This is a genomic window from Sulfitobacter sp. 1A10359, assembly GCF_043558145.1.
Classification (GTDB): domain Bacteria; phylum Pseudomonadota; class Alphaproteobacteria; order Rhodobacterales; family Rhodobacteraceae; genus Sulfitobacter; species Sulfitobacter faviae.
Genome location: NZ_JBIFGB010000006.1, coordinates 64,994 through 89,664, shown reverse-complemented (window position 1 = coordinate 89,664; position 24,671 = coordinate 64,994). Strand labels below are relative to the sequence as shown.

Below are 24,671 nucleotides of genomic sequence, written 5' to 3'. Positions count from 1 at the left end.
CGGGTTAGGACTCTTCCAGCGCGACTGCCGGCTCGGCCCCGACCTCGGCTTCGGCATCAGGGTCGGGCGCAGCTGGCGTCTTAGGCGCGGCTTCGCCCTCCGGCTCGGGCTTCACGGCGACGTTATACAACAGGCCCCACCGCTCCAGCAGCCCACGTTGCACACGTTTGGCCCGCGCGTTCCAAGCCCGCGCCCCCGGCGGACGCTCTCGCTCGGCCCGACTGATCTTGGCCCGTTCCTCGATATTCGCGGTCAGGATCGTAAAGGCCAGCACCCGGTCCTCGGGTGTGGTCAGGAACCCGGCCAGCGCCGAGACGAAGTTCAGCGTGCCGGTCTTCGCGTCGATCTCAATCGGATTATCCCGTTCAGGACGACCGCGATCATCGCGCAGATAGACCGGTTTGAGAATAGGCCGCAGCCCCGTGCCGTGGATGCGCGCCAGCCCCCCGGCCATGTCATGCACGGTCATCTTGCTGTCATCGCCAAGGCCGGAATGGTCGATCATCGCCGGGTTTTCCATGCCCAGTTCCTCAATCGCCCATTTGTTCATCTCGGCAGCAGAGGCGCGCAGGCTGGGCACCGCGCCCAACCGTTTGGCGCTGGCGGCCATGCCGACCATCTCGGCGGTGAGGTTGGTGGAGTATTTCAGCATGTCCTTGAGGATGGGCCGCAGCTTGGTGCTGCGGTGGGTAACGAGGGTCTCGCCCTCTGGCAGCGTCTCGATCAGCTCCGCATCGCCCAGTTTGATGCCATGGCTCCGGGCGATGGTGGCAAAGATATCGCCCGCATAGACACCGGGCCGCCGGATCGGCAGCCAACGCGCCCCGCCAGAGCCCAAGGCCCCTTCCGCGACCGTCCAAACATCGCGCTCAGGCCGGTTTTCGTAGGTATAAACCGGCCCACTACGGTCCACGACTTCTATCGTGGCGACGCGCACGGCGGGGGCATAGCGCGCCGCGCGGCCCTCCATCGTCACGTCATAGCCGTCGCCGCTGCGCTTCCACTCGAAATGCACGCGGTTGTAGTTCAGCGCGATGCCTGAGACGCCGGGGTTGTAGCCGACATGGTCAGGCTGTTCGGGGTCAATCGCAAAGGTCGCGGGCAGCGCGCCCTCATAGACCTTGAAACCGCCCTTCACGCCGATGATGCCCGCTTCTTTCAGGTCTTCGGCCATCTGCCCCAGATTGTCACTGTCGAGGGTCGGATCCCCCCCACCGACGAGGATCAGATCGCCCTGCACCTCACCATCGACGACACCGCCGGTCGCCAAAAGGCGCGTCTCGAACACATGATCCGGCCCCAGTTGATCCAGCGCATAAAGCGCGGTGATCGCCTTGATGCTGCTGGCGGGCGGGATGCCATCGGTGGCGTTGGACGCCTCCAGCCAGATGCCGGTGTCGACGTCGACCACGGCAAAGGCCACCGTGCCGGTGATCCCGCTGTCGGCGATGATCTCGGACACATTGGGAATGGCCTGTTTATACAGGTCGGCATCGCGCCCCACGGGGCGCAACGAAGTGGTCGGCGGCTCGGCCCAAGCAGAGGCCGCCGCCAGCGCAGCGGCAGCCGTCCCAAGGAAAATGCGGCGTGTGAAACGTCGTGAAAAACTCTGGCTCATGGGCTTGATATAAACCCCAAGCGGCGTTCGGCCACAACCGGTCTGACAAGGGTGGAGCTTTCGCGGTTGCACAAAACCGCCGACCTGCTAGCCCAACGTCATGCAACGCGCTATTCCGATCATGTTCATCGCCATGTCACTGATCCCCGCAGGGGACAGCGCGGGTAAAATCCTGACCTCTGGCATGGGGGTGGCACCGGTCTTTGTAGCATGGTCGCGCTTTGCCATCGGGGCGCTGATGGTGCTGCCGTTCCTGCCCCGTGGCACATGGGGGCTGATGCGCGATTGGCGGCTCTGGCTGCGGGCCGGCACCTTGGCCTTGGGGATCACCTGCATTCAAACCGCGCTCAGGACCGAGGCGATCGCCAATGTCTTCGCCGCCTTCTTTATCGGGCCAATGATCAGCTACCTGCTGGCCGCGATCTTTCTGCGCGAGCGCATCAGCCTGCTGCGCAGCGCGTTGATCCTGCTGGGTTTTTGCGGCGTGCTGCTGGTGGTGCGCCCGGGGCTGGGCGGTGGCACGGGCGGGCCGGGGCTGCTCTTTGCCGTGGCCGCGGGGCTGTTCTACGGCGTCTTTCTCACTATGTCGCGCTGGCTGTCTGACCTCGCCCCGCCGCTGGCGCTGACTTTCACCCAACTGGCGATGAGCGCGATGATGCTGCTGCCTTTGGGGTTGATGAACCTGCCCGAAGCCACCCTGCCCGTCGCGGGGCTGGCCACCGCGAGCGCGCTGTTTTCGATGCTGGGCAATCTGCTGCTACTCTATGCCTACCGCCGAGCCCCCGCCACGCGGCTGGCGCCGTTGGTCTATTTCCAACTGATCGCGGCGGTGCTGCTGGGGCTGTTCTTGTTCAGCACCCTGCCCGATGCGCTGACATGGGCGGGGCTGGCAGTAATCATCACGGCGGGCATCACCTCGGCCCGGCTACGCTGAGCGCCAGCCGCCCGCGGCCCGCAATGCGGTGGAAGAGACATCGACCATCGGCACATTGACGAAACACCACGCCGGCGCCATGGCCCGGCCCAGCAACTGGCTGTTCCGCCCCGCGATCCGGTAGGGCGCATAAAGCGCCGCCGCCCGGCTCATCCGGGCCGAGATACGCTGCCCAGGCCGCGCCAGCACGCCCACCGGCACCGTCTCCATGATCTGCCGCCAGTCTTGCCAGAGGTGGAACTGCGCAAGGTTGTCGGCCCCCATCAGCCAGACGAACCGCACCCCGGGATAGTGCCGCCGCAGCGCGGCCAGCGTCTCAGCTGTGTAACGGGTGCCTAACTGTGCTTCGATCCCCGTGATCTCGACCCGCGGGTGATCCATCACCGCCCGCGCCCGCGCCATGCGCTGCGCCATGGGGGCCGGGCCATGCTTTTTCAACGGATTGCCGGGGCTCAGAAGCCACCAGACCCGATCCAGCCCGAACCGTTTCAACGCCTCACGGGTGATATGCGCATGCCCCTCATGCGCCGGGTCAAACGACCCGCCCAACAGGCCCACGACCTGCCCTTTGGTGGCGAATGGCATGGTATTACGCAAGAAAATGGCCCCCGATCCGAAATCAGGGGCCAAAGGAGGGGCATTGCAGCCCTTTGTCAATGCGAAGCCCTTACTTGTGCTTCACGATCTCGCCCGAACGCAGCCGCGCGACATAGCTGTTCAACTCGCGCTTCACGATCGGCATCAGGAAGTAGAGCGCGATGATGTTCACGATCGCCATGGAGAAGAGCATCGCATCGCTGAAGTCGATCACCGGCCCAAGGCTCGCCGCCGCGCCGATCACGATGAAGAGGCAGAAGATCACCTTGAAGGTCAGCTCCTTCGCCGCCCCCTCGCCAAAGAGATAGGTCCATGCCTTGAGGCCATAGTAGGACCAGCTGATCATGGTCGAGAAGGCAAAGAGCACCACCGCCACCATCAAGAGCACCGGGAACCACGAGAAGGCCCGCGCATAGGCCGCCGAGGTCAGCGCCACGCCGCTCACGTCGCCCTCGGTCGCGATCCGGCCCGCCTCGGCGTTCCAGATGTAGAGACCGGTTTCAGGGTCTTGGTTGAGTACACCGCTGATTACGATGACCAGCGCGGTCATGGTGCAGATCACCACCGTGTCGATGAAGGGCTCCAAAAGGGCCACGTAACCTTCGGTCACCGGCTCCTTGGTGCGCACCGCCGAGTGGGCGATGGCCGCCGAACCGATGCCCGCTTCGTTGGAAAACGCCGCGCGGCGGAAACCTTGGATCAGCGCGCCGGTAAAGCCGCCGACCACGCCAAGGCCGGTAAAGGCGCCCATGAAGATCTGGCCAAAGGCCCAGCCGATCATATCCCAGTTAATGATCAGGATCAGGATCGAGACCAGCACATAGAAGATGCCCATGAAAGGCACGATCTTTTCAGTCACCCGCGCGATGGATTTCACACCGCCCGCGATCACCGCAAAGGTCACGCCCGCAAGGACAACCCCGGTGATCCAGCCCGGATAGTCACCCAAGACACCGGCAAGCTGGGCATGGGCTTGGTTGGCTTGGAACATATTGCCGCCGCCAAGCGCGCCGAGGATGGTGAAGATCGAAAAGAGCACCGCCATGAAGCCACCCAGTGGCAAGCCCCTCTCGGAAAAGCCTTTGACGATGTAATACATCGGCCCGCCCGAGACATGGCCGTCGGGGAATTCGTTACGGTATTTCACCCCGAGCGTACATTCGGTGAACTTGGTCGCCATGCCGAACAGGCCCGCGATCACCATCCAGAAGGTCGCCCCCGGCCCGCCGATGCTGACCGCCACCGCGACGCCCGCGATGTTGCCCAGACCCACAGTGCCCGACAGCGCCGTCGCCAGCGCCTGAAAATGGCTCACCTCGCCCGCGTCGTCGGGATCGGAGTAATCCCCCTTCACAAGCTGGATCGAATGCCAGAACCCTTTGAGCTGGATGGCCCCGAAATAGACGGTGAAGACCACGGCCCCTACGACCAGCCAAAGCGCGATCCAAGAGAAATTCGTCCCCGGCAGCGGGGCAAAGATGAATGACACATACCAGCCGGTGTAATCGGCAAAGATCTGGTTGATACGTTGGTCGATGCCCGCAGCCTCTTGCGCGGCGGCAAGGCTCGGCAGCAATGACGCAAAGGCCGCCATCGCAAAGGTCAGTAACTTGTTCATGGCGTTTCCTTTCAGGGAATGATCGTGACCGGCACGCTGGAGCCCGCGACCAACCGGCCCGTCACCCCTCCAAAGAGCCGCTTGAGGCCCCGCTCTCCAACCCGCCCGACGACGATCTGAACCGCGCCGCGCTTCTTGGCCACCGCTTCGAGGATATCGGCCACGTCGCCGTGTCGCACGATCCCCTCAACCTCGACACCGGCAGCCTTTGCCTCGGCCACGGCAGGGTCGAGCACCACGTCATGGGCGCGCTGCAACTCCTGCTCGCGCCGTTTGTGACGCTGCTCGTTCTCTTCCTTGGTCTGAAAGGTGAAAGGCGACCATTCGATCACAAAGCAAACCGTGATCGAACAATCCCCGATCTGTTTGGCCTGTGACTGGGCAAACGCCAAGGCTCGCGCGCCGGCCTCCGACCCGTCCAGACCCACAACGATGGTGGATTTTGTCATGAGTATTTCCCTGTTGTTGCGCTGAAACCGGCGCACCGCGAACGGTGAGAACCGCCTTCAACCTCCCTACTCTGCGGTAGGCGGTTTTTACCGTCCAACCGCAGATTGAATAAATTCTAGCGCGAAAACGGCAGAAAAGTCGACCGAATTTCACTGATCGACTACGCGGATCGCCTGCCAAACCCTTGCAAAACCATCCAATAGCCTGCCCAGCCATGCCGCCTGCGCGCGCCACGGGCGCGCCACGCAAACCGCCGCCGGGCAAGGTGCCTGTGCGGTACAGAGTGTTTGATATTGCGCCGTCCGGGCGATATTGCACTGCAAACCCCAAAACGCGTTGCAAGGATTCTCCAATGGCCGCCTATCAATACGTCTATCACATGTCCGGCGTCTCCAAGACCTATCCCGGGGGCAAAAAGACATTCGAAAACATCCACCTAAACTTCCTGCCCGGCGTGAAGATCGGTGTTGTCGGCGTCAACGGCGCGGGTAAGTCCACCCTGCTCAAGATCATGGCCGGGCTCGACAAGGATTTCTCGGGCGAGGCATGGGCTGCCGAGGGTGCCAAGGTCGGCTACCTGCCGCAGGAACCCAAGCTCGACCCGACCAAGACCGTGCGCGAAAACGTCATGGAAGGTGTGGCCGAGAAGAAGGCGATCCTCGACCGCTACAACGAACTGGCGATGAACTACTCGGATGAGACCGCCGAGGAGATGGCCAAGCTGCAAGACGACATCGACGCGCAGAACCTCTGGGACCTCGACAGCCAGATCGACGTCTCGATGGAAGCGCTGCGCTGCCCGCCGGACGACGCGATGCCGGAAAACCTCTCGGGCGGTGAGGCGCGCCGCGTGGCGCTCTGTAAGCTGCTTCTCGAAGCACCCGACATGCTGCTGCTCGATGAGCCGACCAACCACCTCGACGCCGAGACCATCGCTTGGCTGCAGCAGCACCTGATCGACTACAAGGGCACCATCCTCTGCGTCACCCATGACCGCTACTTCCTCGACGACATCACCGGCTGGATCCTCGAACTCGACCGTGGCCGCGGTATTCCCTACGAGGGCAACTACTCCGACTGGCTGGAGCAGAAGGCCAAGCGGCTGGCGCAGGAAGCGCGCGAGGACAAGTCCAAGCAAAAGACGCTGGAGCGCGAGCTTGAATGGATGCGCCAAGGCGCCAAGGCACGTCAGGCGAAATCCAAGGCCCGTATCGCGGCCTATAACGAGATGGCCGAACAATCCGAACGCGAAAAGCTTTCCCGCGCCCAGATCGTCATCCCCAACGGTCCGCGCCTCGGCAACAAGGTGATCGAGGTCGAAGGTCTGAAGAAGCACATGGGCGACAAGCAGCTGATCGACGGGCTCGACTTCTCCCTGCCGCCCGGTGGCATCGTCGGCGTGATCGGCCCCAACGGCGCCGGTAAATCGACGCTGTTCAAGATGCTCACCGGCCATGAGAAACCCGACGAGGGCACCATCGAATACGGCGACACGGTTGAGCTGTCCTACGTCGACCAGAGCCGCGACGACCTGAACCCCGAAGACACCGTCTGGCAGGCGATCTCAGGCGGGGCGGAACTGATCAAGCTCGGCGACGCCGAGGTGAATTCCCGCGCCTATTGCTCGTCCTTCAACTTCAAGGGCGGCGACCAGCAGAAAAAAGTGGGCCTCCTGTCGGGCGGTGAGCGCAACCGCGTGCACATGGCGCGGCTGCTGAAAGAGGGCGGCAACGTGCTGCTGCTCGACGAGCCGACCAACGATCTGGATGTCGAAACCCTCCGCGCGCTCGAAGATGCGCTGGTAGATTTCGCTGGCTGCGCCGTGGTCATCTCGCACGATCGTTTCTTCCTTGACCGTATCTGCACCCACATCCTCGCCTTCGAGGGCGAAGCGCATGTGGAATGGTTCGAGGGCAACTTCGAGGACTACGAAGAAGACAAGAAGCGCCGTCTGGGTGCCGATGCGCTGGAGCCCAAGCGCCTGAAGCACAAGAAGTTCGCGCGGTAACCCTTGCGACTTAGCAATTTGGAGGGCGTCGGATTTCCGGCGCCCTTTTTCGTGCGCTACTTTGCCACTGGGCCGCCCGGTGACACACCGGGCATCGCCCTCCCTCCCCCCGGAGGACGATTTTGCAACGCTACAACAGCTTGCCAGACCTCCACATCTTGCAGCGCCCTGCCAAACAGCGCGGTAGCGGATCGCCCCCCAGGGAGGGCGATGCCCTTACCGCTTACCTTCAACGCAAAAACCCGCCCGCAATGCGGACGGGTCTATCCCTTCAAAGGCTCCTGCCCTCAGCGTTCGTCGTCGATCGCCGTTTCCAGCTGGGCAAAGAGGTTATCCTCATCATGCCGCACCAAACCATGCAGCGGATCCCAGCTTTGCAGATATTCGCGCAGCTTATTGCTTGCCGACAGACCCGACCAGAGGCGCTGTTCGGTCACCGAATGCACCTGCAAGGACGGGGGCAGCCCGCCGTTCATGCCCTTGCCATCCCAGTTCTTCTCCAGATGCTCGCGCATCCGCTCGGCCATAGAGGCGGTGTTCAACCGCGCGCGACTCATCACCACGCCGATGAAACGCCCGCTGCCCGCATAGGCCAGATGAAAACGCATGCCCTCCAGCGAATGTACCGAAGCGCGGGCCACCTGCTCCATCTGGCGGCGGAAGGCCGGCGCCTTGACCGCGCGGTAGATGCCGCGCGCCCCCTCGACCGAGATCGAAAACAGGCTCATCGAGAAACAGCCGCTCGGCAGGCGCAGCAGGTAATTCTCAAGCGCGGAGACATTGCTACAGGCCGAGACATCGAGGTCGAAATCCTCGTCAAAGCGGATCTGCATCATCTGCGTCAACTCGGCCAGCGTATGCTGCGCCTCACGCTCACGCAGCAATGACGCGTTGAGCATGCTGGCGGCATTGATCCGCGCGCTGAGTTCGACACCATCCAACGGTTTGCAAAGGAAATCCGTGGCACCCGCGTCAAAGGCCCGCTGCATCATCGCAGGCTCTTTGCTGGCGGTGATCATGATGATCGGCACGGCGCGGTAAAACGGCACATCGCGGATCATCTCACACAGGCTGATCCCATTGATGCCCGGCATCATGATATCAAGCAGGAAGGAATCGAAGGGCCGGTTCGACTCCTGCATGATCTCCAGCGCTTCTTCCGAGCTTTCGCAGCAGGTCAGCTCGTAATTGTCATTCTCGGTCAGGCAACCTGTGAGCAGATCAAGGATGACCGGGTCATCGTCTACGGCAAGGATACGCATCATGTCTCGTTACTCCACATGGGGGGCGCTGGCAGGCGCACTTGGGGCTTTCTGGCAAAAAACCACCTACGCCGGGCAGTAATGAGACCGGTTTGCGGCAAACTCGGGACGGTGAAATTTGGCGCGTTTCCCGTAAAATATGGGGATCACGAAACTTCGTGGCGGGAATTTGCCGAAATTCGCGCTGCCGGACCCGCCGAAACCCGCCAAAATGCGATGCCCCTTGAACGAATCCCCCCCGAGTGCAATATAGACGGTGCAGACGTTATCTTTTTCGACCCACTGTCTCCCTCATACGGCGCTCAGTCTATCGATCCAGACCAACCACGCCGGGCCATCGCACCAACGCGGATGGCATCAATATGGAGACTACGGATATGGCCACTGGCACCGTAAAATGGTTCAACACAACTAAAGGCTTCGGCTTCATCGCACCCGACGGCGGCAGCAAAGACGTTTTCGTGCACATTTCCGCTGTTGAGCGCGCTGGCCTGACCGGCCTGGCCGACAACCAGAAAGTGACCTTCGACATCGAAGCTGGCCGTGACGGCCGTGAATCCGCGACCAACCTCGCGCTGGCCTAAGGCCCGGGGGCTTCGGCCCTGATGCAAGAATTCGAACCGACCTGCTGACACCGGCAGGTCGGTTTTTTTATGTCCAGCCTTGCTAAAATGGCCTCCCATGGCAAAATGCGGGCGAAACGCATTATTTTGATGGAGCCTGCCATGCGCCGCCGTACCTTTTTGACCAGCACCGTGGCCGCAGCCGCCCTTCCCTTGATGGCGCAGGCGCGCACCGCCGCCTATGACCCCGCCCCGCAGATGGTCCCGGTCAAGGCGCAATATGCGCCCGGGCAATTGCTGATCCTGCCGCGGAGCCATTACCTCTATTTCGTGACGTCGCCGGGCCAAGCGATGCGTTATGGCGTGGGCGTCGGCAAAGCGGGGCTGGAGTTCACCGGCACCGCGACCATCGACGTGAAAAAGGAATGGCCCACGTGGCGGCCAACCAATGAGATGATCGAACGCGATCCGCAGGCCTACAAACGTTTCATCGGCAACACCGACGCCCAGCCCGGCGGCCCCGGCAACCCCTTGGGCGCGCGGGCGCTCTACCTGTTCCAGAACGGGCGGGACACTTATTTCCGCATCCACGGCACCACGCAGCCGAACTCCATCGGGCGGTCCGTGTCGAACGGCTGTATCCGGATGCTGAACGAGCATGTGATCGACCTGTACCAGCGGGTGCCGATTGGGACAAAGGTCACGGTGCTCTAAGGCCCCTTTCGACAACACCCAGCCCGGAATCAAGCCGCAGGCGCCGGGCCATCGCCTGCCCGCCCGGACGGGTAGGCGATTTAGTGAATTCGGGTGCGCCATTGCGAAGGCGCATCACGGCTGAACCATAAAGTGGCACGAGGCTCCGTCGTATCGCCGACCCGCGTGCAGGCGCTGACCCTTCCCACCAAGAAAAAGGGCCAGCGCAGCGCCGGCCCCTCCCCTCATCATATACGCCAAAGCTTATTGAAGCGCCTTATCCGTCACATCATGTGTCCAAGCGCCCTCAGGCGCCTTGGTGATCATGCCACCTTCCATGGTGATCGCCGCACTGCGATCAAAGGCCGCCTCGTCCAGCCGCCCGTCGCTGCCCTCGGTCAGCTTGGCGATCTCGCCCATCATGCGGGTCTGGTGCTTCTCGGTCTGGGCGCCGGTCTGGTCATTTTCCAGCACGATCTCAGCGGCTTCTTCGACGTTCTCCTCGGCGTATTTCCAGCCTTTCATGGAGGCCCGGACGAAACGCGCCAGCTTGTCGACCATCTCGGGGTCTTCGAGGTTCTCCTCGGTGGTATAAAGACCGTCCTCCAGCGTGGAGATGCCCTCATCCTCATATTTGAAGACCACCAGATCCTCGGGCGTCAGCCCTGCGTCAATCACCTGCCAATATTCGTTGTAGGTCATGGTGGTGGCGCATTCGACCTGCTTTTGCAGCAAGGGGTCGACGTTGAAGTTGATCTTCTGGATCGTCACCCCACCGTCGGAGCCATCGGTGGGATAGCCCAGCTTGCCCATCCAACTCATTAGCGGGATCTCATTGCCGAAGAACCATGTGCCCAGCGTGTTGCCGGGGAAATCCTCGGGGCTTTCGATGCCATGTTCCTTGAGGCAGGTCAGCATCAGGCCGGATTTCGCGAAAGGCTGTGCGATGTTCACGATCGGCGCACCCTTCTCGCGCGCAGCCAGCGCCGAAGGCAACCAGTCCACCATCACGTCGGCCCCACCGCCCAAAAGCACCTGCACCGGCGCGATATCCGGCCCGCCGGGCTTGATCGTGACATCCAGCCCCTCTTCTTCGTAGAACCCCTTGTCCTTGGCCACGTAATAGCCCGCGAACTGGGCCTGCGTGACCCATTTGAGTTGTAGCGTCAGGTCGTCGGCGGCCTGCGCCACGCCCCCCCAGAGGGCCAAGGCCGCCCCGGCAGCGATCTTCGTGATGGTTTTCATTTTTATCTCCCTGTTGGTTGGTCGTCTCTAGTTCCTTTGGCTGGGGTGCCAGAAGGTCACCCGTCCTTCGATAAGGGCCATGATACCATAGAACGCCGATCCGGCTATTGCCGCGACAACAATCTCGGCCCAGACCAGATCAAGCGCAAGCTGACCCACCGAGGTGGAGATGCGAAAGCCCATCCCCAGCACCGGAGAGCCGAAGAATTCAGCAACGATGGCGCCAATGAGGGCAAGGGTGGTGCCGATCTTCAACCCGTTGAAGACAAAGGGCATCGCCGCGGGCAGCCGCAGCTTCAGAAGCGTGCGCCAGTAACCCGCCGCATAGGTGCGCATCAGGTCGCGCTGCATCGCGTCGCTGGCCTGCAGCCCCTGCACCGTGTTCACCAGCATCGGGAAGAACACCATGACCACGACAATCGCCGCCTTGGACTGCCAGCCGAAGCCGAACCACATCACCATGATCGGCGCCATGCCGATGATCGGCAGCGCGGCCACGAAGTTGCCCACCGGCAAAAGGCCGCGTTGCAAGAAGGGAAAGCGGTCAATCGCCAGCGCCGTCAGGAAGGCCGCGCCGCAGCCGATGATGTAGCCGCTCAGCGCCCCCTTGATGACGGTCTGCACAAAGTCGATCCACAGGATATCGAGCGACGTGGCCATGCGCGCCGCGATCACCGAAGGCGCGGGCAGAAGCACTTGGTTAATCTCGAACCCGCGCACCACGCCTTCCCAAACGGCAATGAGCGTGACTCCGAAGACCAGCGGTGCCGCCAGTGACGCCCCCCGCGAGGGCCGCTGCCGCGCCAGCCAGACGTTGAGCGACAGGCCCGCGACCCATGCGACGATGGCAAAAAGAACCCAGCCCATCATGCCATCCCCATCCGTTTCAAGGTCAGCCGCTGCACCAACCCGATAAGCCCCACCATGGCCGCCGCAAGCGCCGCCGCCATCAGAAGCGCGCTCCAGATCTGAACGGTCTGGCCGTAGTAGCTGCCCGCCAGCAAGCGCGCGCCGAGGCCCGCGACAGCCCCCGTCGGCATCTCGCCCACGATGGCCCCCACCAGCGAGGCCGCGACGCCGACCTTCAGCGAGGTGAAGAAATAGGGCATCGAGGACGGCAGCCGCAGTTTCCAGAAGGTCTGCCAGCCGCTCGCGTTCCATGTCCGCATCTGGTCAAGCTGCATCTGGTCGGGGCTGCGCAGCCCCTTCACCATGCCCACGACCACCGGGAAGAACGACAGATACATGCTGATGATCGCCTTGGGCAGCAGGCCCGACAGGCCCACGGCATTCAAGACCACGATGATCATCGGTGCGATGGCGAGGATCGGAATCGTCTGGCTGGCGATCACCCAAGGCATCACGCTCATGTCCATCGTGCGGTTGAACACGATGCCGACGGCGAGAAGCGTGCCGAGCGCGGTGCCCATGACGAAGCCCAAAAAGGTCGCGCTGAAGGTGACCCATGTGTGATAAATCAGCGAGCGTTTCGAGGTGACCTTCTTCTCCACCGTGGTCTTCCACAGTTCCGCGCCGACCTGATGCGGCGCGGGAAGTTTCGGTTTCTCCTGCGACCAGGTGTCGGCCACCAATTCCGAGAATGTCAGCGTTTTGTCGGCCCGTGCCGCCACATCCCGCGCCCATTGCGCGTTGAGCGCGACAGCCGCGCCATACCAGACGACGATCAACAGACCCACGACCGTGAGAACGGGGATAATGTTACGCATCAATCGTCCCCATGCCCGGCGCGCAGCCCCTCGCGCACCCGGTGTGCGATCTCGAGGAATTCCGGCGTCTCGCGAATCTCCAAAGGCCGTTCGCGCGGCAGCGGACTTTCGATCACGTCGGCGATCCGTCCAGGGCGCGGGCTCATCACCACGATCTTGGTGGAAAGATACACCGCCTCGGGGATCGAATGGGTGACGAAGGCAATGGTCTTTTCGGTGCGCGCCCAGAGCTTCAAGAGCTGCTCGTTGAGGTGGTCACGCACGATCTCGTCGAGCGCGCCGAAGGGTTCGTCCATCAGCAGGATGTCGGCATCGAAGGACAGCGCCCGCGCGATGGAGGCGCGCTGCTGCATCCCGCCCGACAATTGCCAGGGAAACTTCTTCTCGAACCCCGATAGCTCCACGAGGTCGAGCACCCGTTTCACCCGCTCGGCCTGCTCGGCCCGGGGCACGCCCATGATCTCCAGCGGCAAGCGGATGTTGCCGCCGATGGTGCGCCACGGATACAGTCCCGCCGCCTGGAAAACATAGCCATAGGCCCGCGATTTACGCGCCTCCTCGGGCGAGACGCCGTTGATGGTCACGCTGCCGCCCGTGGGCTGCTCAAGGTCGGCCATGACCCTCAGAAAGGTCGTCTTGCCGCAGCCCGAGGGGCCGATGAAGCTGACGAAATCCCCTTTGTGGATCTCGAGGTTCACGTCTTTCAACGCATGGACCGGCCCGTCATTGGTTTGAAAGGTCAGGTCAAGATTGCTGGCGCTGATCACGCTCTGGCTGTCATTCACGTATTTTACTTCCCTGTTGGTCGGCCGCTTTTAGCGCGGCACTTTACCTGGTTGTCGTGGCGGCTCTACATGGCTCAGATCCCCGCCGGGATGTTCAGCGGGTCGCGCTTGATCATCTTGGGGCTGTTGAGTTCCTTCCATTTGCTGAGGGCGACATTGGCGCTCGGGAAGGCCGGGCGCGGCACGAAACGGCCCCGGCCGGGCTGCGGCTGGCTGTTCTGACCCCAGGCCCAAATCACCTCGCCGCGGCTCAGGGTATAGCGGCTCTGCGCCTTGACCTCGAAGCCCTCGAAGACGTTGTAATCCAGCACCGAATGGTGGTTCGCGGGGCTGATCGTCTTGGTGATCTTCGGATCCCATACCACGATATCGGCGTCCGCCCCTTCAACGATCGCGCCCTTCTGCGGGTAGATGTTGAGGATCTTGGCGATATTGGTCGAGGTCGCGGCGACGAACTCGTTTGGTGTCAGGCGGCCCGTCTCCACCCCTTCGGTCCAGAGCACCGCCAGACGCTCCTCCAGCCCGTTCGAGCCGTTGGGAATGATCCGGAAATCATCGCGGCCCGCGCGTTTCTGCTCGGTCGAGAAGGCGGCGTGGTCGGTCGCCACCACCTGTAGGCTGCCCGATTGCAGGCCGGCCCAAAGGCTGTCCTGATGGTCCTTCGAGCGGAAGGGCGGCGACATGACGCGGCGCGCGGCATGGTCCCAATCCTTGTTGAAATACTCAGACTCGTCCAGCGTCAGGAACTGGATCAACGGCTCGCCATAAACCCGCATCCCCTTTTGCCGCGCACGCCGGATCGCCTCGTGGGTCTGTTCGCAAGAGACATGCACGATATAAAGCGGCACGCCCGCCGTGTCGGCGATGGTGATGGCGCGGTTCGCGGCCTCGCCCTCAAGCTCGGGCGGGCGGGAATAGGCGTGGCCCTCCGGCCCGGTGATGCCTTGATCGAAATATTTCTGCTGCAACTCCGCCACCAGATCGCCGTTCTCGGCATGGACCATCGGCAGCGCGCCTAACTCGGCACAGCGCTTGAAGGAGGCGAACATCTCGTCGTCCTCGATCATCAAGGCGCCTTTGTAGGCCATGAAGTGCTTGAAGCTGTTCACCCCCATGTCGACCGCGTCCTTCATCTCGTTAAAGACGGTCTCGTCCCAGCCGGTGACGGCCATGTGATAGCCGATGTCCGAACAAATCTGCGGCGCCGACTTGCGGTGCCATTCGTTGATCGCGTTCTTGATACTGCCATCGGCGCCGGGCAGGCAGAAGTCGACCACCATCGTGGTGCCGCCCACCGCCGCGGCCCATGTGCCGGACTCAAAAGTCTCTGCCGCAGTGGTGCCCATGAAGGGCATCTCCAGATGCGTATGCGGATCGATCCCGCCGGGGATCACATAGGCGCCTTCCGCGTCGATGTATTCGTCACCCGTGAGGTCCTCGCCGATGCGCTTGATCTTCTCTCCCTCGATCAGCACGTCGGCCTTCCACGTCCGGTCCGCCGTGCAGACCATGCCACCCTTGATTACCTTGCTCATCTTTCTCTCCCCATCTTTCTGGCTGTTTACATCGGGGGGCCGGGGCAGCACCCCCGACCTCCGCCCGAGTGTTCAGCCCTCTATTTCCGCTGTCTCCAGCACCGCATGGAGCAGCACATCCGCCCCCGCCTTGGCCCAATCCTTGGTGATCTCCTCGGCCTCGTTATGGCTCAGACCATCGACGCAGGGGCACATCACCATCGCCGTGGGGGCCACGCGGTTGATCCAGCAGGCATCATGGCCCGCGCCAGAGATCAGGTTCATATGGCTGTAGCCCAGCCGTTCGGCAGCGTTGCGCACAGCCGTCACGCAACCCTCGTCAAAGGCCACGGGATCAAAGCCGCCGACCTTTTCAAATTCGATCTGCACATCCATATCGTCGGCGATCTTTTGACCCTCTTCGCGCAGACGGGCCTCCATATCCTCGATGACCGACAGTTCGGGCGACCGGAAATCGACGGTAAAGACCGTCTTGCCGGGGATCACATTGCGCGAGTTCGGATAGACCTCGATATGGCCCGCCGCGCCGACCGCATGGGGCGCGTGGCTGAGCGCGATCTCGTTCACCTTCTCCAATACCCGCGCCATGCCCAGCCCCGCGTCCCGGCGCATCGGCATGGGGGTGGAGCCTGTGTGGCTGTCCTTGCCGGTGATCGTCACCTGCGTCCAGCTCAGCCCCTGCCCGTGGGTCACGACGCCGATGTCCTTGCCCTCGGCCTCGAGGATCGGGCCCTGTTCAATGTGCAACTCGAAGAAGGCATGCATCTTGCGCGCGCCGACTTCCTCGTCGCCCTTCCAGCCGATGCGCTGCAATTCGTCGCCAAAGCTTTTGCCCTCAGCATCGGTGCGCGCATAAGCCCAGTCTTGGGTGTGGATGCCAGCAAAAACCCCCGACGACAGCATCGCGGGGGCGTAACGGGTGCCTTCTTCGTTGGTGAAGTTGGTCACAACGATCGGGTGTTTGGTCTTGATGCCCAGATCGTTCATCGTGCGGATGATCTCCAACCCGCCGAGCACGCCAAGGATGCCATCGTATTTCCCGCCCGTCGGCTGGGTGTCGAGGTGGCTGCCTACATAGACCGGCAGCGCATCGGGGTCGGTGCCCTCCCGCTGGGCGAACATATTGCCCATCTGGTCGAGCCCCATGGTACAGCCCGCCGCTTCGCACCACTTTTGGAACAGCGCGCGGCCCTCGGCGTCTTCGTCCGTCAGCGTCTGGCGGTTGTTGCCCCCCGCCACGCCGGGGCCGATCTTGGCCATTTCCATCAAGGAATCCCACAGACGGTCGGGATCAATCTTGAGGTTCTCTCCGGGCGCGGGCATAGGTCACTCCTCTGTCATCGGCTTGGGCCGTGTTGTTTTTTTACCATTTGGTAAATCCACGATTGCGATTAGGTTAGGCTCTGTCAAGAACTGGTTTGAAACAACCCGCCGCCGATCCGGCAAACGCCTTTTTTAGCAGCACCAAGGATCATTGCCTTGCCCGAAAGCACCGCCAAGAAACCCAGCCGCATCCAGCAGCGCAACCGCCGGGTGATTCTGGATGCCGCGCTCGAAGTCTTTTCCAAACACGGCTACCGGGGCGCCACGCTGGATCAGATCGCCGCCGAAGCTGGGCTGAGCAAACCGAATATTCTCTATTACTTCAATGGCAAAGAAGACATTCATGTCACTTTGCTGTCGCAACTGATGGAAACATGGCTCGACCCGTTGGTGGAGCTAGACCCCGACGGCGACCCCCGGCGCGAGATTTTGGACTATGTCGAACGCAAGTTGACCATGTCGCGCGAATTGCCGCGCGAGAGCCGCCTTTTTGCCAATGAAATCCTGCAAGGTGCCCCGCGGATCGAGCCGGAATTGCATAGCCATCTCAAACCCCTGTTCGATGAGAAATGCGCCGTGATCGCGGGCTGGGTGGCGGCGGGAAAACTGCCCGCGCTGGACCCGCAGCACCTGATCTTCTCAATCTGGGCGACGACCCAGCACTACGCGGATTTCGAGGCGCAGGCGCAGATCCTGCTCGGTCCCGAGACCGACCCCCGCCCCCGCGCGCAGGCCCATCTTCAGGCGATGTTCGGCGCGCTTTTGGACCAGCCCGCGCCAACGCCAAACGGTTAACCATAACGGCCAGTGGCGCCCAGCGTTTAATCCCCCGTTAACACATGACACCCAGTCTGACTGGCGGGTGCGGGCTCCTTCCAAGGTAAAGGGGCAGTGATGAATGTAGGCGATATAAAGGGCGCAGGGGCTGCGCGGGATGCGAAGGGCGCAAATCCGAAAGCGTCCGATGAACCAGCGGGCGCACCGCCCGTCACCCGCGAAGAGATGGCCCGGGATGCGGCAATGGCGCTGATCGTGGCGCGGCGGGAGATGTCAGAGATACCGCCCCCCGCTGCCGATACCGCCACCCCGCCCCGCAGAAAGTCCTGAACCCGGGGCGCGGTGGCACTTGTCTTACTCCGCCGGTTCGACCGCGTGGACGGAGGGGTTATTGGGGTGCGTGGTCCAATTGGCATAGTCCGGCGTCACCGTCTTGCCCGTGCGCAGGTCGGTGGTGCCCGCTGCCAGTTCCTCCATCGAGATGCAGTCTTCGACCGGACAGACATTGACGCAGAGGTTGCAGGCGACGCATTCCTCTTCGATCACGGTAAAGGTGCGGTCTTCGGACATGGCGATGGCTTGGTGGCTGGTGTCCTCGCAAGCCGCAAAGCAACGCCCACAGGAGATGCACAGGTCTTGGTCGATCTTCGCCTTGGCGACGTAGTTCAGGTTCAACTGGTTCCAGTCAGTGACATTCGGCACCGCGCGTCCCACCAGTTGGTCGACCGAGGTCAGCCCCTTCTCGTCCATATATTCCGACAGGCCCGAGATCATCTCTTGGACAACCTTGAAGCCATAGGTCATCGCCGCCGTACAGACCTGCACATTGCCCGCGCCAAGGGCGAGAAACTCCGCCGCGTCGCGCCATGTGGTGACGCCGCCGATGCCGCTGATCGGCAGACCGTGGGTCTCGGGGTTGCGGGCGATCTCGGCCACCATGTTGAGCGCGATGGGTTTGACCGCCGGGCCGCAATAGCCGCCGTGGGTGCCCTTGCCGTCGATCGTGGGCTCAGGCGCGAAGAGGTCGAGATCGACCGAGGTGATCGAGTTGATCGTGTTGATCAGGCTCACCGCATCCGCGCCGCCGCGCTTGGCGGCCTCGGCAGGGTAAACCACGTTGGTAATGTTCGGCGTCAGCTTCACGATCACCGGCATGCGGGTGTACATCTTGCACCAGCGGGTGACCATCTCGATGTATTCCGGCACCTGCCCCACGGCAGAGCCCATGCCCCGCTCGGCCATGCCATGCGGGCAGCCGAAGTTCAGCTCGATCCCGTCGGCGCCGGTCTCCTCCACATGCGGCAGAATGGCTTTCCACGCCTCCTCCTCACAAGGCACCATGATCGAGGCGATGAGCGCGCGGTCGGGGTAGTCGCGCTTCACCGACTTCATCTCGCGCAGGTTCACCTCTAGCGGGCGGTCGGTGATCAACTCGATGTTGTTGAGCCCCAACAGCCGCCGATCCGCGCCCCAGATCGCGCCGTAGCGTGGGCCGTTGACGTTGACCACCGGCGGCCCTTCGGAGCCGAGGGTCTTCCATACCACCCCGCCCCAGCCCGCCTCATAGGCGCGGCGCACATTGTATTCCTTGTCCGTCGGCGGGGCGGAGGCCAGCCAGAACGGATTGGGGGATTTGATCCCGATGAAGTCGCTTCTCAGATCAGCCATGTTATGTCTCCCTCTCGGCGCGGCCTCAGCCCGCCGCCCCCATCAATGTGGTGTGAATGTCCATCGCCGCATCGCGGCCCTCGGCCACGGCGGTCACAGTGAGGTCATCACCACCGCTGGCGCAATCGCCCCCGGCCCAAACGCCTTCCAGACTGGTACGTCCGGTGCCGTCGACCTTGATCTTGCGCCCGTCGAGTTCGGGCAGGCCCTCGCCCAACAGCGTCTGACCGATGGCCTTGAACACCTGATCCGCTTGCAGGCGCAGGGTTTGGCCGGTGCCCTTCATCGCTTCATCGACATATTCGAACTCGATCTCGCGCACCGACCCGTTGCCATGCACGGCAATCGGCACCGCATGGGTCACGATCCGCACGCCCTTGGAGGCGGCGAGGTCTTGCTCAAACACACTTGCGTTCATCCGGTCGCGCCCGCGGCGATAGACCAGCGTCACATTGAGCGCGCCCAGCAGTTTCGCCTGCACCGCCGCGTCCACCGCCGTCATCCCGCCGCCGATCACCACCACATCGCGGCCAATCGGCACGCCGGAGATATCGCTGGCCTGCCGCAGTTCGGCGATGAAATCGACCGCATTGGCAACCCCTGCCTTATCCTCGCCCTCGGCCCCAAGGGCATTAACGCCGACCAGCCCCATCCCGAGGAAAACCGCGTCGTAATCGGCCTTCAGTTCATCGAGAGTGACATCCCGGCCCACGGCAACCTCATGCCGGAAGGTGATCCCGCCGATCTGCATCAGCCAATCCACCTCGGCCTGCGCGAAGCCGTTCGGGGTCTTATAGGCCGCGATGCCATATTCGTTCAGCCCGCCGGGCTTGGGCCGCGCGTCGATGATCTCAACATCATGGCCCAGCATCGCCAGACGGTGCGCGCAGGACAGACCCGCCGGCCCCGCGCCCACCACTGCGATGCGCTTGCCCGTGGCTGCGGCCCGCTCGAAGGGATGCACGCCCTGCGCCATCAAATGATCCGTCGCATAGCGCTGCAACTGGCCGATCAACACCGGCTTGCCCTCGGCCACCTCGCGCACACAAACCTCTTCGCAAAGCGTCTCTGTTGGGCAGACCCGGGCGCACATGCCGCCGAGGATGTTCTGGCTCAGGATCGTCTTGGCCGCCGCATCGGGCGTGCCAGTGGCGATCTGCCGAATGAACAGCGGAATGTCGATGTCGGTCGGACAGGCCGTCATGCAGGGCGCGTCGTGGCAAAAGTAACAGCGGTCCGCCGCGACCAGCGCCTCATGTTCATCCAAGGGCGGATGAAGATCCGAAAACCCCTCGGCATAGCTCTGCGGTTCTAACCGCCCCGGAACGATCCCCGGCTCAAACACATCTCGTGCCATATCAAAATCCCTGTCGTTTTCTTGGTGTTTTGAAAACGCTCTCATGGAATCATTTTTTTATCAACTGGTAAATTTTTGAAAAACGCGCCTTCCGAAAAATCCCGAGATGCCTGCCAGTTTTGTAACAGGCAGGTTATATTTCATGGGCGCTTCCTTGCTTGCGGCCCCTCGCCCCGTAAAAATCCTTGATTTTAAAAATAGAGATTCCAATATCACAACTGCGACGCGAAGACTTTTCGACCCGGCTGCCCTAAGGCTCCAGCGATCACGAATTCGACCGAGCCGCGCTGCCGCATGTTGCGGGCAGATCAAAGAAAGGGAGACACGGGGCATGGCTACTGGCACCGTAAAATGGTTCAACACGACAAAAGGCTACGGCTTCATCGCACCGGATGCGGGCGGCAAAGACATCTTTGTCCATATTTCCGCCGTGGAACGCGCCGGGCTGACCGGGCTTGCCGACAACCAAAAGGTCACTTTTGACGTCGAAGCGGGCCGCGATGGCCGCGAAAGCGCGAGCAACATCGCACTGGCCTGAACGGGCCACATCATGATGATCGAAACGGACGCTGCGGCGTCCGTTTTTTGTTAGCGGCTGTCAGCAGCCCGCGCTGCCAGCTCGGCTACCGCCGGGCCGATGTCTTCCACAATCAGGGCCACGCCTTCGGCATTGGGGTGGATGCCGTCGCCTTGGAAATAGCGCTGCACCGTCTCGCTCCGCGCGCTGGCGGCTTTCTTTTCCTCGGCCAGCAGGCCGGTAAAGAAGTCCGGGTAGAACAGCGTGCCGTAAGCCTCGGCCAGATCGGGGTAGAGCCCTTCGAACTCTGCCTTATAGCCCGCCCCGTAGTTGCCCGGCGCGCTCATGCCGACCAAGAGCACCTCAACCTCCGCCTTCTTTGCAGCCGAAAGGATGCCGTCCATGTTGCCGCGCGCCTGCGCCGGGTCCAGCCCGCGCAGCAGGTCGTTGCCCCCCAGCGTCACGATCATCGCGTCCACCTCGGGCGTCAGGGTCCAGTCGACCCGCGCCAGCCCGCCAGCGGTGGTATCGCCCGACACGCCCGCGTTGAGGATCTTGGCCTCGACCCCCTCGGCATCCAGCCAGCCTTGCAATTGCGGCACGAACCCCTCCTCGGCGGGCAGCCCGTAGCCTTGGGTCAGGCTGTCGCCGAGGGCGGCGATCACCACCTCCTCGGCCCGCGCCGCGCTGCCTAAAATAAAGGCAAAACAGATCAATACCTTGCGCATCCTTCGCGGACCTCCATATCCATCACGTATCCCAAGCCAAAGGCGACCCGATGAGCGACCCTGTCTATGACCTTCAAGATGTCACGCTGAGCCTCAAGGGCAATGCCGGCCCCGTCGATATTCTGCGCGGCATTTCGTTGCAGGTCCAGCAAGGGGAGAGCATCGCGCTGACCGGCGCTTCCGGGTCGGGCAAATCCTCGCTCCTGATGGTCATGGGCGGGCTGGAGCGCGCCACCGGCGGCAAGGTCACCGCCCTCGGCCATGACCTGAGCGCGCTGCGCGAAGACGGGTTGGCACAGTTCCGGCAGGGGCGCATGGGGATTGTTTTTCAGTCTTTCCACCTCATCCCCACCATGACCGCGCTTGAGAATGTCGCCACCCCGCTGGAGCTTTCCGGCGCCGATGACGCCTTTGACCGCGCCCGGGCCGAGCTTGAGGCCGTGGGGCTGGGCCACCGGATCAACCAGTACCCCGCGCAGATGTCGGGCGGCGAGCAACAGCGCGTGGCACTCGCGCGCGCCGCAGCACCCCGCCCCGCGATCCTCTTGGCGGATGAGCCGACGGGCAGTCTCGACAGCCGCAATGGGGCCGCGATCATGGACCTGTTGTTTGAACTGCGCGACCGCCATGGCGCGACGCTGGTGTTGGTCACCCACGCCGATGATCTGGCGCAGCGCTGCGACCGGGTGGTGGAACTCCGCGACGGGCGCCTCGCATGAGCCTGCGCCTTGCCGCCCGTTTCGCCCGTCGGGAAATGCGCGGCGGCCTGCGCGGCTTTCGCCTGCTGCTGGCCTGTCTTGCGCTTGGCGTGGCCGCGCTGGCCGCTGTCGGGACTGTCCGCGCGGCGATCGAAGCCGGGTTGGAGGCCGAGGGCGCGGCCCTTCTTGGCGGCGATGCCGAGCTGGATTTCACCTACCGTTTCGCCACCCCCGAAGAGCGCGACTGGATGGCCGAACGCGCCACGCGCGTCTCCGAGATTGTCGAGTTCCGTTCCATGGCCGTCACCGGCGCGGGCGAGACCTCAGAACGCGCGCTCACGCAGGTCAAGGCGGTCGATGACCTCTATCCGCTGATCGGCGAGATGGTCTTGGACCCCGCCCTGCCGTTGGAAGATGCCCTTTCGCCCGAGGCCACCGCCCTGCCCGGCGCGGTGATGGAACGGGCACTGGCGGATCGGCTGGCCCTCTCCCCCGGTGACACTTTCGCACTTGGCGAGGCGGAGTTCACCCTGACCGCGCTGATCAAACGCGAACCGGATTCCGCCGCCAGCGGCTTTTCCCTTGGGCCCCGCACACTGGTCAAACGCGCGGCGCTCGAAGGCTCAGGCCTGCTTGCCCCCGGCACGCTTTTCAATAGCAAATACCGTCTCGAATTGCCCCAGGGCACCGCCCTCGCCTCGCTCGAAGACGAGGCCAAAGCGCGTTTTGCCGATGCCGGGATGCGCTGGACCGACGCGCGCAACGGCGCGCCAGGCGTGGCGCGTTTCGTCGAACGCCTGAGCGCCTTTCTGGTGCTCGTCGGGCTCTCGGGCCTTGCCGTCGGCGGGGTCGGCGTGGCGGCAGCGGTGCGGGCCTATCTGCAACGCAAGACCGCCGTCATCGCCACTTTCCGCGCCATGGGGGCGTCGAGAGCGACGATCTTTCAGACCTATTTCATACAAGTCGGCATTCTGGCCATGGCTGGCGTCGCTCTTGGTCTGCTGATCGGCGCAGGCCTGCCGCTGCTGCTGTCGCCGCTGATCGAAGCAAGTCTGCCCCTGCCCGCGCGTTTCACCATCTACCCCGCCCCACTGATTGAGGCCGCACTCTACGGGCTGCTAACCGCCGCTCTCTTCACCCTCTGGCCGCTCGCGCGCAGCGCTGATGTCCGCGCCGCGACCCTGTTCCGCGACGATTGGCAACGGCAATCACCTTGGCCCGCCGCGCCCTACCTCGTCGCGATGGCGCTGCTGCTGGCCGCTCTGCTTGCGCTGGCGGGTTGGTTCAACGGCTCGTGGTCGCTCACGCTTTGGACACTGGGCGGATTGGCCGCGACGCTCGCCGTGCTCGCGCTGGCGGCGGCGCTCTTGCGTCTGCTGGCCCGTGCGACGGCCCGCCGGGCGCGGGGCCATCCGCGCCTGCGGTGGGCGCTGGCGGCCATCGGCGGCCCCGGCGAAGGGGCGACGGCGGTGGTGCTGGCGCTTGGCCTCGGCCTCTCGGTGCTGGCTGCCGTGGGTCAGATCGACGGCAACCTGCGCCGCGCGATTTCCGGCAACCTGCCCGACGTCGCACCCTCCTACTTTTTCGTCGATATTCAGAAAGACCAGATGCCCGGCTATACCGCGCGGCTTGAGGGCGATCCGGCCGTGTCGCGCATCGAAAGCGCCCCGATGCTGCGCGGCGTGATCACCCAGATCAACGGACGCCCCGCGCGTGAGGTCGCGGGCGATCACTGGGTCGTGCGCGGCGACCGCGGGGTGACCTATGCCGCGCAGCCGGGCGAAGACACGCGGATCACTGCGGGGGAATGGTGGGCGCAGGATTACAGTGGCGATCCGCAGATCAGCTTTGCCGCCGAAGAGGCCGAAGAGATCGGGCTGGAGCTGGGCGACACGCTCAGCGTCAACATCCTTGGCCGCGACATCACCGGCACGATCACCAGCTTTCGCGAGGTCGATTTCTCGACCGCCGGGATCGGTTTCGTGCTGACGATGAACCCCGCCGCCCTTGCAGGCGCGCCGCATAGTTTCATCTCGACCGTCTATGCCGAACCCGAGGCGGAGGCCGCGATCCTGCGCGATCTTGCCAGCGAATACCCCAACATCACCGCCATCCGCGTGCGCGATGCGATCGACCGGGTCGCCGCGGTGCTGGCTGGGCTCGCCTCTGCCATTTCCTTTGGCGCCTTGGCCACGCTGGCGACGGGGTTCATGGTGCTGATCGGGGCCGCCGCCGCAGGCACCGGCGCGCGCAGCTATGAGGCGGCGCTGCTGAAAACCATGGGGGCCTCGCGCCGCGCCATCGCCACCAGCTTTGTGCTTCGCGCCGCGCTGCTCGGTCTCTTTGCCGGGACGGTGGCGCTGCTGGCCGGGATCACCGGTGGCTGGGCAGTGAGCCATTTTGTTATGGAGACTGATTTCGCCGTGGTCTGGCCCAATGCGCTGCTGATCATCACGGGCGGCGTCTTGGCCACGGTGCTGGCTGGTCTGGGCTTTGCGCTGAAGGCGCTGAACGCCCGGCCCGCGGATATGCTAAGGGCGCAGGAATGATCCCGCGCCCTTAGGTGTT

The 24,671-nt window shown here is 63.3% G+C and carries 22 protein-coding genes; 8 read left to right on the top strand and 14 right to left on the bottom strand.

Going from position 1 to position 24,671, the window contains the following annotated elements:
- Positions 1 to 4: 4 nt before the first annotated feature.
- Positions 5 to 1,618 (bottom strand): D-alanyl-D-alanine carboxypeptidase/D-alanyl-D-alanine-endopeptidase, encoded by a 1,614-nt coding sequence (gene dacB / locus ACGYK2_RS13680; RefSeq protein WP_394374318.1) that lies wholly within the window; start codon positions 1,616 to 1,618, stop codon positions 5 to 7.
- 100 nt (positions 1,619 to 1,718) lie between these two features.
- Between dacB and ACGYK2_RS13675 the strand changes: the two genes are divergently transcribed.
- Entirely contained in the window at positions 1,719 to 2,552 is an 834-nt protein-coding gene (locus ACGYK2_RS13675) for a DMT family transporter (protein WP_271688982.1), read from the top strand.
- Here the strand turns inward: ACGYK2_RS13675 and ACGYK2_RS13670 are convergent.
- The 3 genes from ACGYK2_RS13670 to ACGYK2_RS13660 all read right to left on the bottom strand — a co-directional run bounded on the left by ACGYK2_RS13670 (position 2,544) and on the right by ACGYK2_RS13660 (position 5,216).
- Positions 2,544 to 3,137 (bottom strand): nicotinate-nucleotide adenylyltransferase, encoded by a 594-nt coding sequence (locus ACGYK2_RS13670; protein ID WP_271689921.1) that lies wholly within the window; start codon positions 3,135 to 3,137, stop codon positions 2,544 to 2,546. The genes ACGYK2_RS13675 and ACGYK2_RS13670 overlap by 9 nt on opposite strands.
- A gap of 82 nt (positions 3,138 to 3,219) precedes the next feature.
- Positions 3,220 to 4,767, bottom strand: a complete 1,548-nt coding sequence (locus ACGYK2_RS13665) for an alanine/glycine:cation symporter family protein (protein ID WP_394374317.1) — start codon at positions 4,765 to 4,767, stop codon at positions 3,220 to 3,222.
- 11 nt (positions 4,768 to 4,778) lie between these two features.
- Positions 4,779 to 5,216, bottom strand: a complete 438-nt coding sequence (locus ACGYK2_RS13660; RefSeq protein ID WP_168612985.1) for a universal stress protein — start codon at positions 5,214 to 5,216, stop codon at positions 4,779 to 4,781.
- A gap of 353 nt (positions 5,217 to 5,569) precedes the next feature.
- Between ACGYK2_RS13660 and ettA the strand changes: the two genes are divergently transcribed.
- Positions 5,570 to 7,225: an energy-dependent translational throttle protein EttA gene (ettA, locus tag ACGYK2_RS13655; RefSeq protein WP_271688980.1), complete on the top strand. Its 1,656-nt coding sequence runs from the start codon at positions 5,570 to 5,572 to the stop codon at positions 7,223 to 7,225.
- A 287-nt stretch (positions 7,226 to 7,512) separates the two neighbouring features.
- Here the strand turns inward: ettA and ACGYK2_RS13650 are convergent, their stop codons facing one another.
- Positions 7,513 to 8,490 (bottom strand): response regulator, encoded by a 978-nt coding sequence (locus tag ACGYK2_RS13650; protein WP_271688979.1) that lies wholly within the window; start codon positions 8,488 to 8,490, stop codon positions 7,513 to 7,515.
- 374 nt (positions 8,491 to 8,864) lie between these two features.
- Here ACGYK2_RS13650 and ACGYK2_RS13645 point away from each other — a divergent pair, with 374 nt between their 5' ends.
- Together ACGYK2_RS13645 and ACGYK2_RS13640 are read left to right on the top strand one after the other, a co-directional pair.
- A complete protein-coding gene (locus ACGYK2_RS13645; protein ID WP_067265226.1) occupies positions 8,865 to 9,071 on the top strand; it encodes a cold-shock protein in 207 nt (68 codons plus the stop codon).
- A 141-nt stretch (positions 9,072 to 9,212) separates the two neighbouring features.
- Positions 9,213 to 9,764, top strand: a complete 552-nt coding sequence (locus tag ACGYK2_RS13640) for a L,D-transpeptidase (protein ID WP_067265327.1) — start codon at positions 9,213 to 9,215, stop codon at positions 9,762 to 9,764.
- Between the two features lie 243 nt (positions 9,765 to 10,007).
- On the opposite strand, the gene ACGYK2_RS13635 is transcribed toward ACGYK2_RS13640, so the two are convergent.
- The 6 genes from ACGYK2_RS13635 to ACGYK2_RS13610 all read right to left on the bottom strand — a co-directional run bounded on the left by ACGYK2_RS13635 (position 10,008) and on the right by ACGYK2_RS13610 (position 16,358).
- A complete protein-coding gene (locus tag ACGYK2_RS13635) occupies positions 10,008 to 10,988 on the bottom strand; it encodes an ABC transporter substrate-binding protein (RefSeq protein WP_271688977.1) in 981 nt (326 codons plus the stop codon).
- Between the two features lie 27 nt (positions 10,989 to 11,015).
- Positions 11,016 to 11,855: an ABC transporter permease gene (locus ACGYK2_RS13630; protein WP_271689920.1), complete on the bottom strand. Its 840-nt coding sequence runs from the start codon at positions 11,853 to 11,855 to the stop codon at positions 11,016 to 11,018.
- Positions 11,855 to 12,715: an ABC transporter permease gene (locus ACGYK2_RS13625; RefSeq protein WP_209217047.1), complete on the bottom strand. Its 861-nt coding sequence runs from the start codon at positions 12,713 to 12,715 to the stop codon at positions 11,855 to 11,857. The genes ACGYK2_RS13630 and ACGYK2_RS13625 overlap by 1 nt, the downstream gene beginning before the upstream one ends.
- Positions 12,715 to 13,500 (bottom strand): ABC transporter ATP-binding protein, encoded by a 786-nt coding sequence (locus ACGYK2_RS13620; RefSeq protein WP_209217046.1) that lies wholly within the window; start codon positions 13,498 to 13,500, stop codon positions 12,715 to 12,717. Before ACGYK2_RS13620 ends, ACGYK2_RS13625 begins: the two co-directional genes overlap by 1 nt.
- A gap of 74 nt (positions 13,501 to 13,574) precedes the next feature.
- Entirely contained in the window at positions 13,575 to 15,035 is a 1,461-nt protein-coding gene (hydA, locus tag ACGYK2_RS13615) for a dihydropyrimidinase (RefSeq protein WP_271688974.1), read from the bottom strand.
- A 72-nt stretch (positions 15,036 to 15,107) separates the two neighbouring features.
- The gene (locus tag ACGYK2_RS13610) at positions 15,108 to 16,358 is read right to left on the bottom strand and encodes a Zn-dependent hydrolase (protein ID WP_271688973.1); all 1,251 of its coding nucleotides are present in this window, start codon (positions 16,356 to 16,358) and stop codon (positions 15,108 to 15,110) included.
- Between the two features lie 156 nt (positions 16,359 to 16,514).
- Here ACGYK2_RS13610 and ACGYK2_RS13605 point away from each other — a divergent pair, with 156 nt between their 5' ends.
- Complete coding sequence (locus ACGYK2_RS13605; RefSeq protein WP_271688972.1) at positions 16,515 to 17,153, top strand: TetR family transcriptional regulator C-terminal domain-containing protein; 639 nt, start codon at positions 16,515 to 16,517, stop codon at positions 17,151 to 17,153.
- Between the two features lie 336 nt (positions 17,154 to 17,489).
- On the opposite strand, the gene preA is transcribed toward ACGYK2_RS13605, so the two are convergent.
- Entirely contained in the window at positions 17,490 to 18,803 is a 1,314-nt protein-coding gene (gene preA, locus ACGYK2_RS13600) for an NAD-dependent dihydropyrimidine dehydrogenase subunit PreA (protein ID WP_271688969.1), read from the bottom strand.
- Positions 18,804 to 18,828: 25 nt separating this feature from the next.
- On the bottom strand, positions 18,829 to 20,160 hold the full coding sequence (locus tag ACGYK2_RS13595) for an NAD(P)-dependent oxidoreductase (RefSeq protein WP_271688968.1): 1,332 nt from the start codon (positions 20,158 to 20,160) through the stop codon (positions 18,829 to 18,831).
- 331 nt (positions 20,161 to 20,491) lie between these two features.
- Here ACGYK2_RS13595 and ACGYK2_RS13590 point away from each other — a divergent pair, with 331 nt between their 5' ends.
- Positions 20,492 to 20,698 (top strand): cold-shock protein, encoded by a 207-nt coding sequence (locus tag ACGYK2_RS13590; RefSeq protein ID WP_209217039.1) that lies wholly within the window; start codon positions 20,492 to 20,494, stop codon positions 20,696 to 20,698.
- Positions 20,699 to 20,748: 50 nt separating this feature from the next.
- Here ACGYK2_RS13590 and ACGYK2_RS13585 read toward each other — a convergent pair whose 3' ends face one another.
- Positions 20,749 to 21,405 (bottom strand): arylesterase, encoded by a 657-nt coding sequence (locus ACGYK2_RS13585; protein ID WP_271688967.1) that lies wholly within the window; start codon positions 21,403 to 21,405, stop codon positions 20,749 to 20,751.
- Positions 21,406 to 21,455: 50 nt separating this feature from the next.
- On the opposite strand from ACGYK2_RS13585, the gene ACGYK2_RS13580 reads away from it, so the two are divergent.
- Positions 21,456 to 22,124 (top strand): ABC transporter ATP-binding protein, encoded by a 669-nt coding sequence (locus ACGYK2_RS13580; RefSeq protein ID WP_271688966.1) that lies wholly within the window; start codon positions 21,456 to 21,458, stop codon positions 22,122 to 22,124.
- Positions 22,121 to 24,652, top strand: coding sequence for an ABC transporter permease (locus tag ACGYK2_RS13575; protein ID WP_271688965.1), 2,532 nt, complete (start codon positions 22,121 to 22,123; stop codon positions 24,650 to 24,652). The genes ACGYK2_RS13580 and ACGYK2_RS13575 overlap by 4 nt, the downstream gene beginning before the upstream one ends.
- Positions 24,653 to 24,671: the final 19 nt, after the last annotated feature.

Excerpts from the sequence above, each read along its gene's own strand:
- ACGYK2_RS13610 (WP_271688973.1), bottom strand. The coding sequence starts at position 16,358 with ATGCCCGCGCCCGGAGAGAACCTCAAGATTGATCCCGACCGTCTGTGG.
- ACGYK2_RS13630 (WP_271689920.1), bottom strand. The coding sequence starts at position 11,855 with ATGGGCTGGGTTCTTTTTGCCATCGTCGCATGGGTCGCGGGCCTGTCG.
- ACGYK2_RS13660 (WP_168612985.1), bottom strand. The coding sequence starts at position 5,216 with ATGACAAAATCCACCATCGTTGTGGGTCTGGACGGGTCGGAGGCCGGC.
- ACGYK2_RS13640 (WP_067265327.1), top strand. The coding sequence starts at position 9,213 with ATGCGCCGCCGTACCTTTTTGACCAGCACCGTGGCCGCAGCCGCCCTT.
- dacB (WP_394374318.1), bottom strand. The coding sequence starts at position 1,618 with ATGAGCCAGAGTTTTTCACGACGTTTCACACGCCGCATTTTCCTTGGG.
- ACGYK2_RS13635 (WP_271688977.1), bottom strand. The coding sequence starts at position 10,988 with ATGAAAACCATCACGAAGATCGCTGCCGGGGCGGCCTTGGCCCTCTGG.
- ACGYK2_RS13590 (WP_209217039.1), top strand. The coding sequence starts at position 20,492 with ATGGCTACTGGCACCGTAAAATGGTTCAACACGACAAAAGGCTACGGC.
- ACGYK2_RS13625 (WP_209217047.1), bottom strand. The coding sequence starts at position 12,715 with ATGCGTAACATTATCCCCGTTCTCACGGTCGTGGGTCTGTTGATCGTC.
- ACGYK2_RS13650 (WP_271688979.1), bottom strand. The coding sequence starts at position 8,490 with ATGATGCGTATCCTTGCCGTAGACGATGACCCGGTCATCCTTGATCTG.
- ACGYK2_RS13645 (WP_067265226.1), top strand. The coding sequence starts at position 8,865 with ATGGCCACTGGCACCGTAAAATGGTTCAACACAACTAAAGGCTTCGGC.
- ACGYK2_RS13580 (WP_271688966.1), top strand. The coding sequence starts at position 21,456 with ATGAGCGACCCTGTCTATGACCTTCAAGATGTCACGCTGAGCCTCAAG.
- ACGYK2_RS13675 (WP_271688982.1), top strand. The coding sequence starts at position 1,719 with ATGCAACGCGCTATTCCGATCATGTTCATCGCCATGTCACTGATCCCC.
- hydA (WP_271688974.1), bottom strand. The coding sequence starts at position 15,035 with ATGAGCAAGGTAATCAAGGGTGGCATGGTCTGCACGGCGGACCGGACG.
- ACGYK2_RS13670 (WP_271689921.1), bottom strand. The coding sequence starts at position 3,137 with ATGCCATTCGCCACCAAAGGGCAGGTCGTGGGCCTGTTGGGCGGGTCG.
- ACGYK2_RS13665 (WP_394374317.1), bottom strand. The coding sequence starts at position 4,767 with ATGAACAAGTTACTGACCTTTGCGATGGCGGCCTTTGCGTCATTGCTG.
- ACGYK2_RS13595 (WP_271688968.1), bottom strand. The coding sequence starts at position 20,160 with ATGGCACGAGATGTGTTTGAGCCGGGGATCGTTCCGGGGCGGTTAGAA.
- preA (WP_271688969.1), bottom strand. The coding sequence starts at position 18,803 with ATGGCTGATCTGAGAAGCGACTTCATCGGGATCAAATCCCCCAATCCG.
- ettA (WP_271688980.1), top strand. The coding sequence starts at position 5,570 with ATGGCCGCCTATCAATACGTCTATCACATGTCCGGCGTCTCCAAGACC.
- ACGYK2_RS13585 (WP_271688967.1), bottom strand. The coding sequence starts at position 21,405 with ATGCGCAAGGTATTGATCTGTTTTGCCTTTATTTTAGGCAGCGCGGCG.
- ACGYK2_RS13575 (WP_271688965.1), top strand. The coding sequence starts at position 22,121 with ATGAGCCTGCGCCTTGCCGCCCGTTTCGCCCGTCGGGAAATGCGCGGC.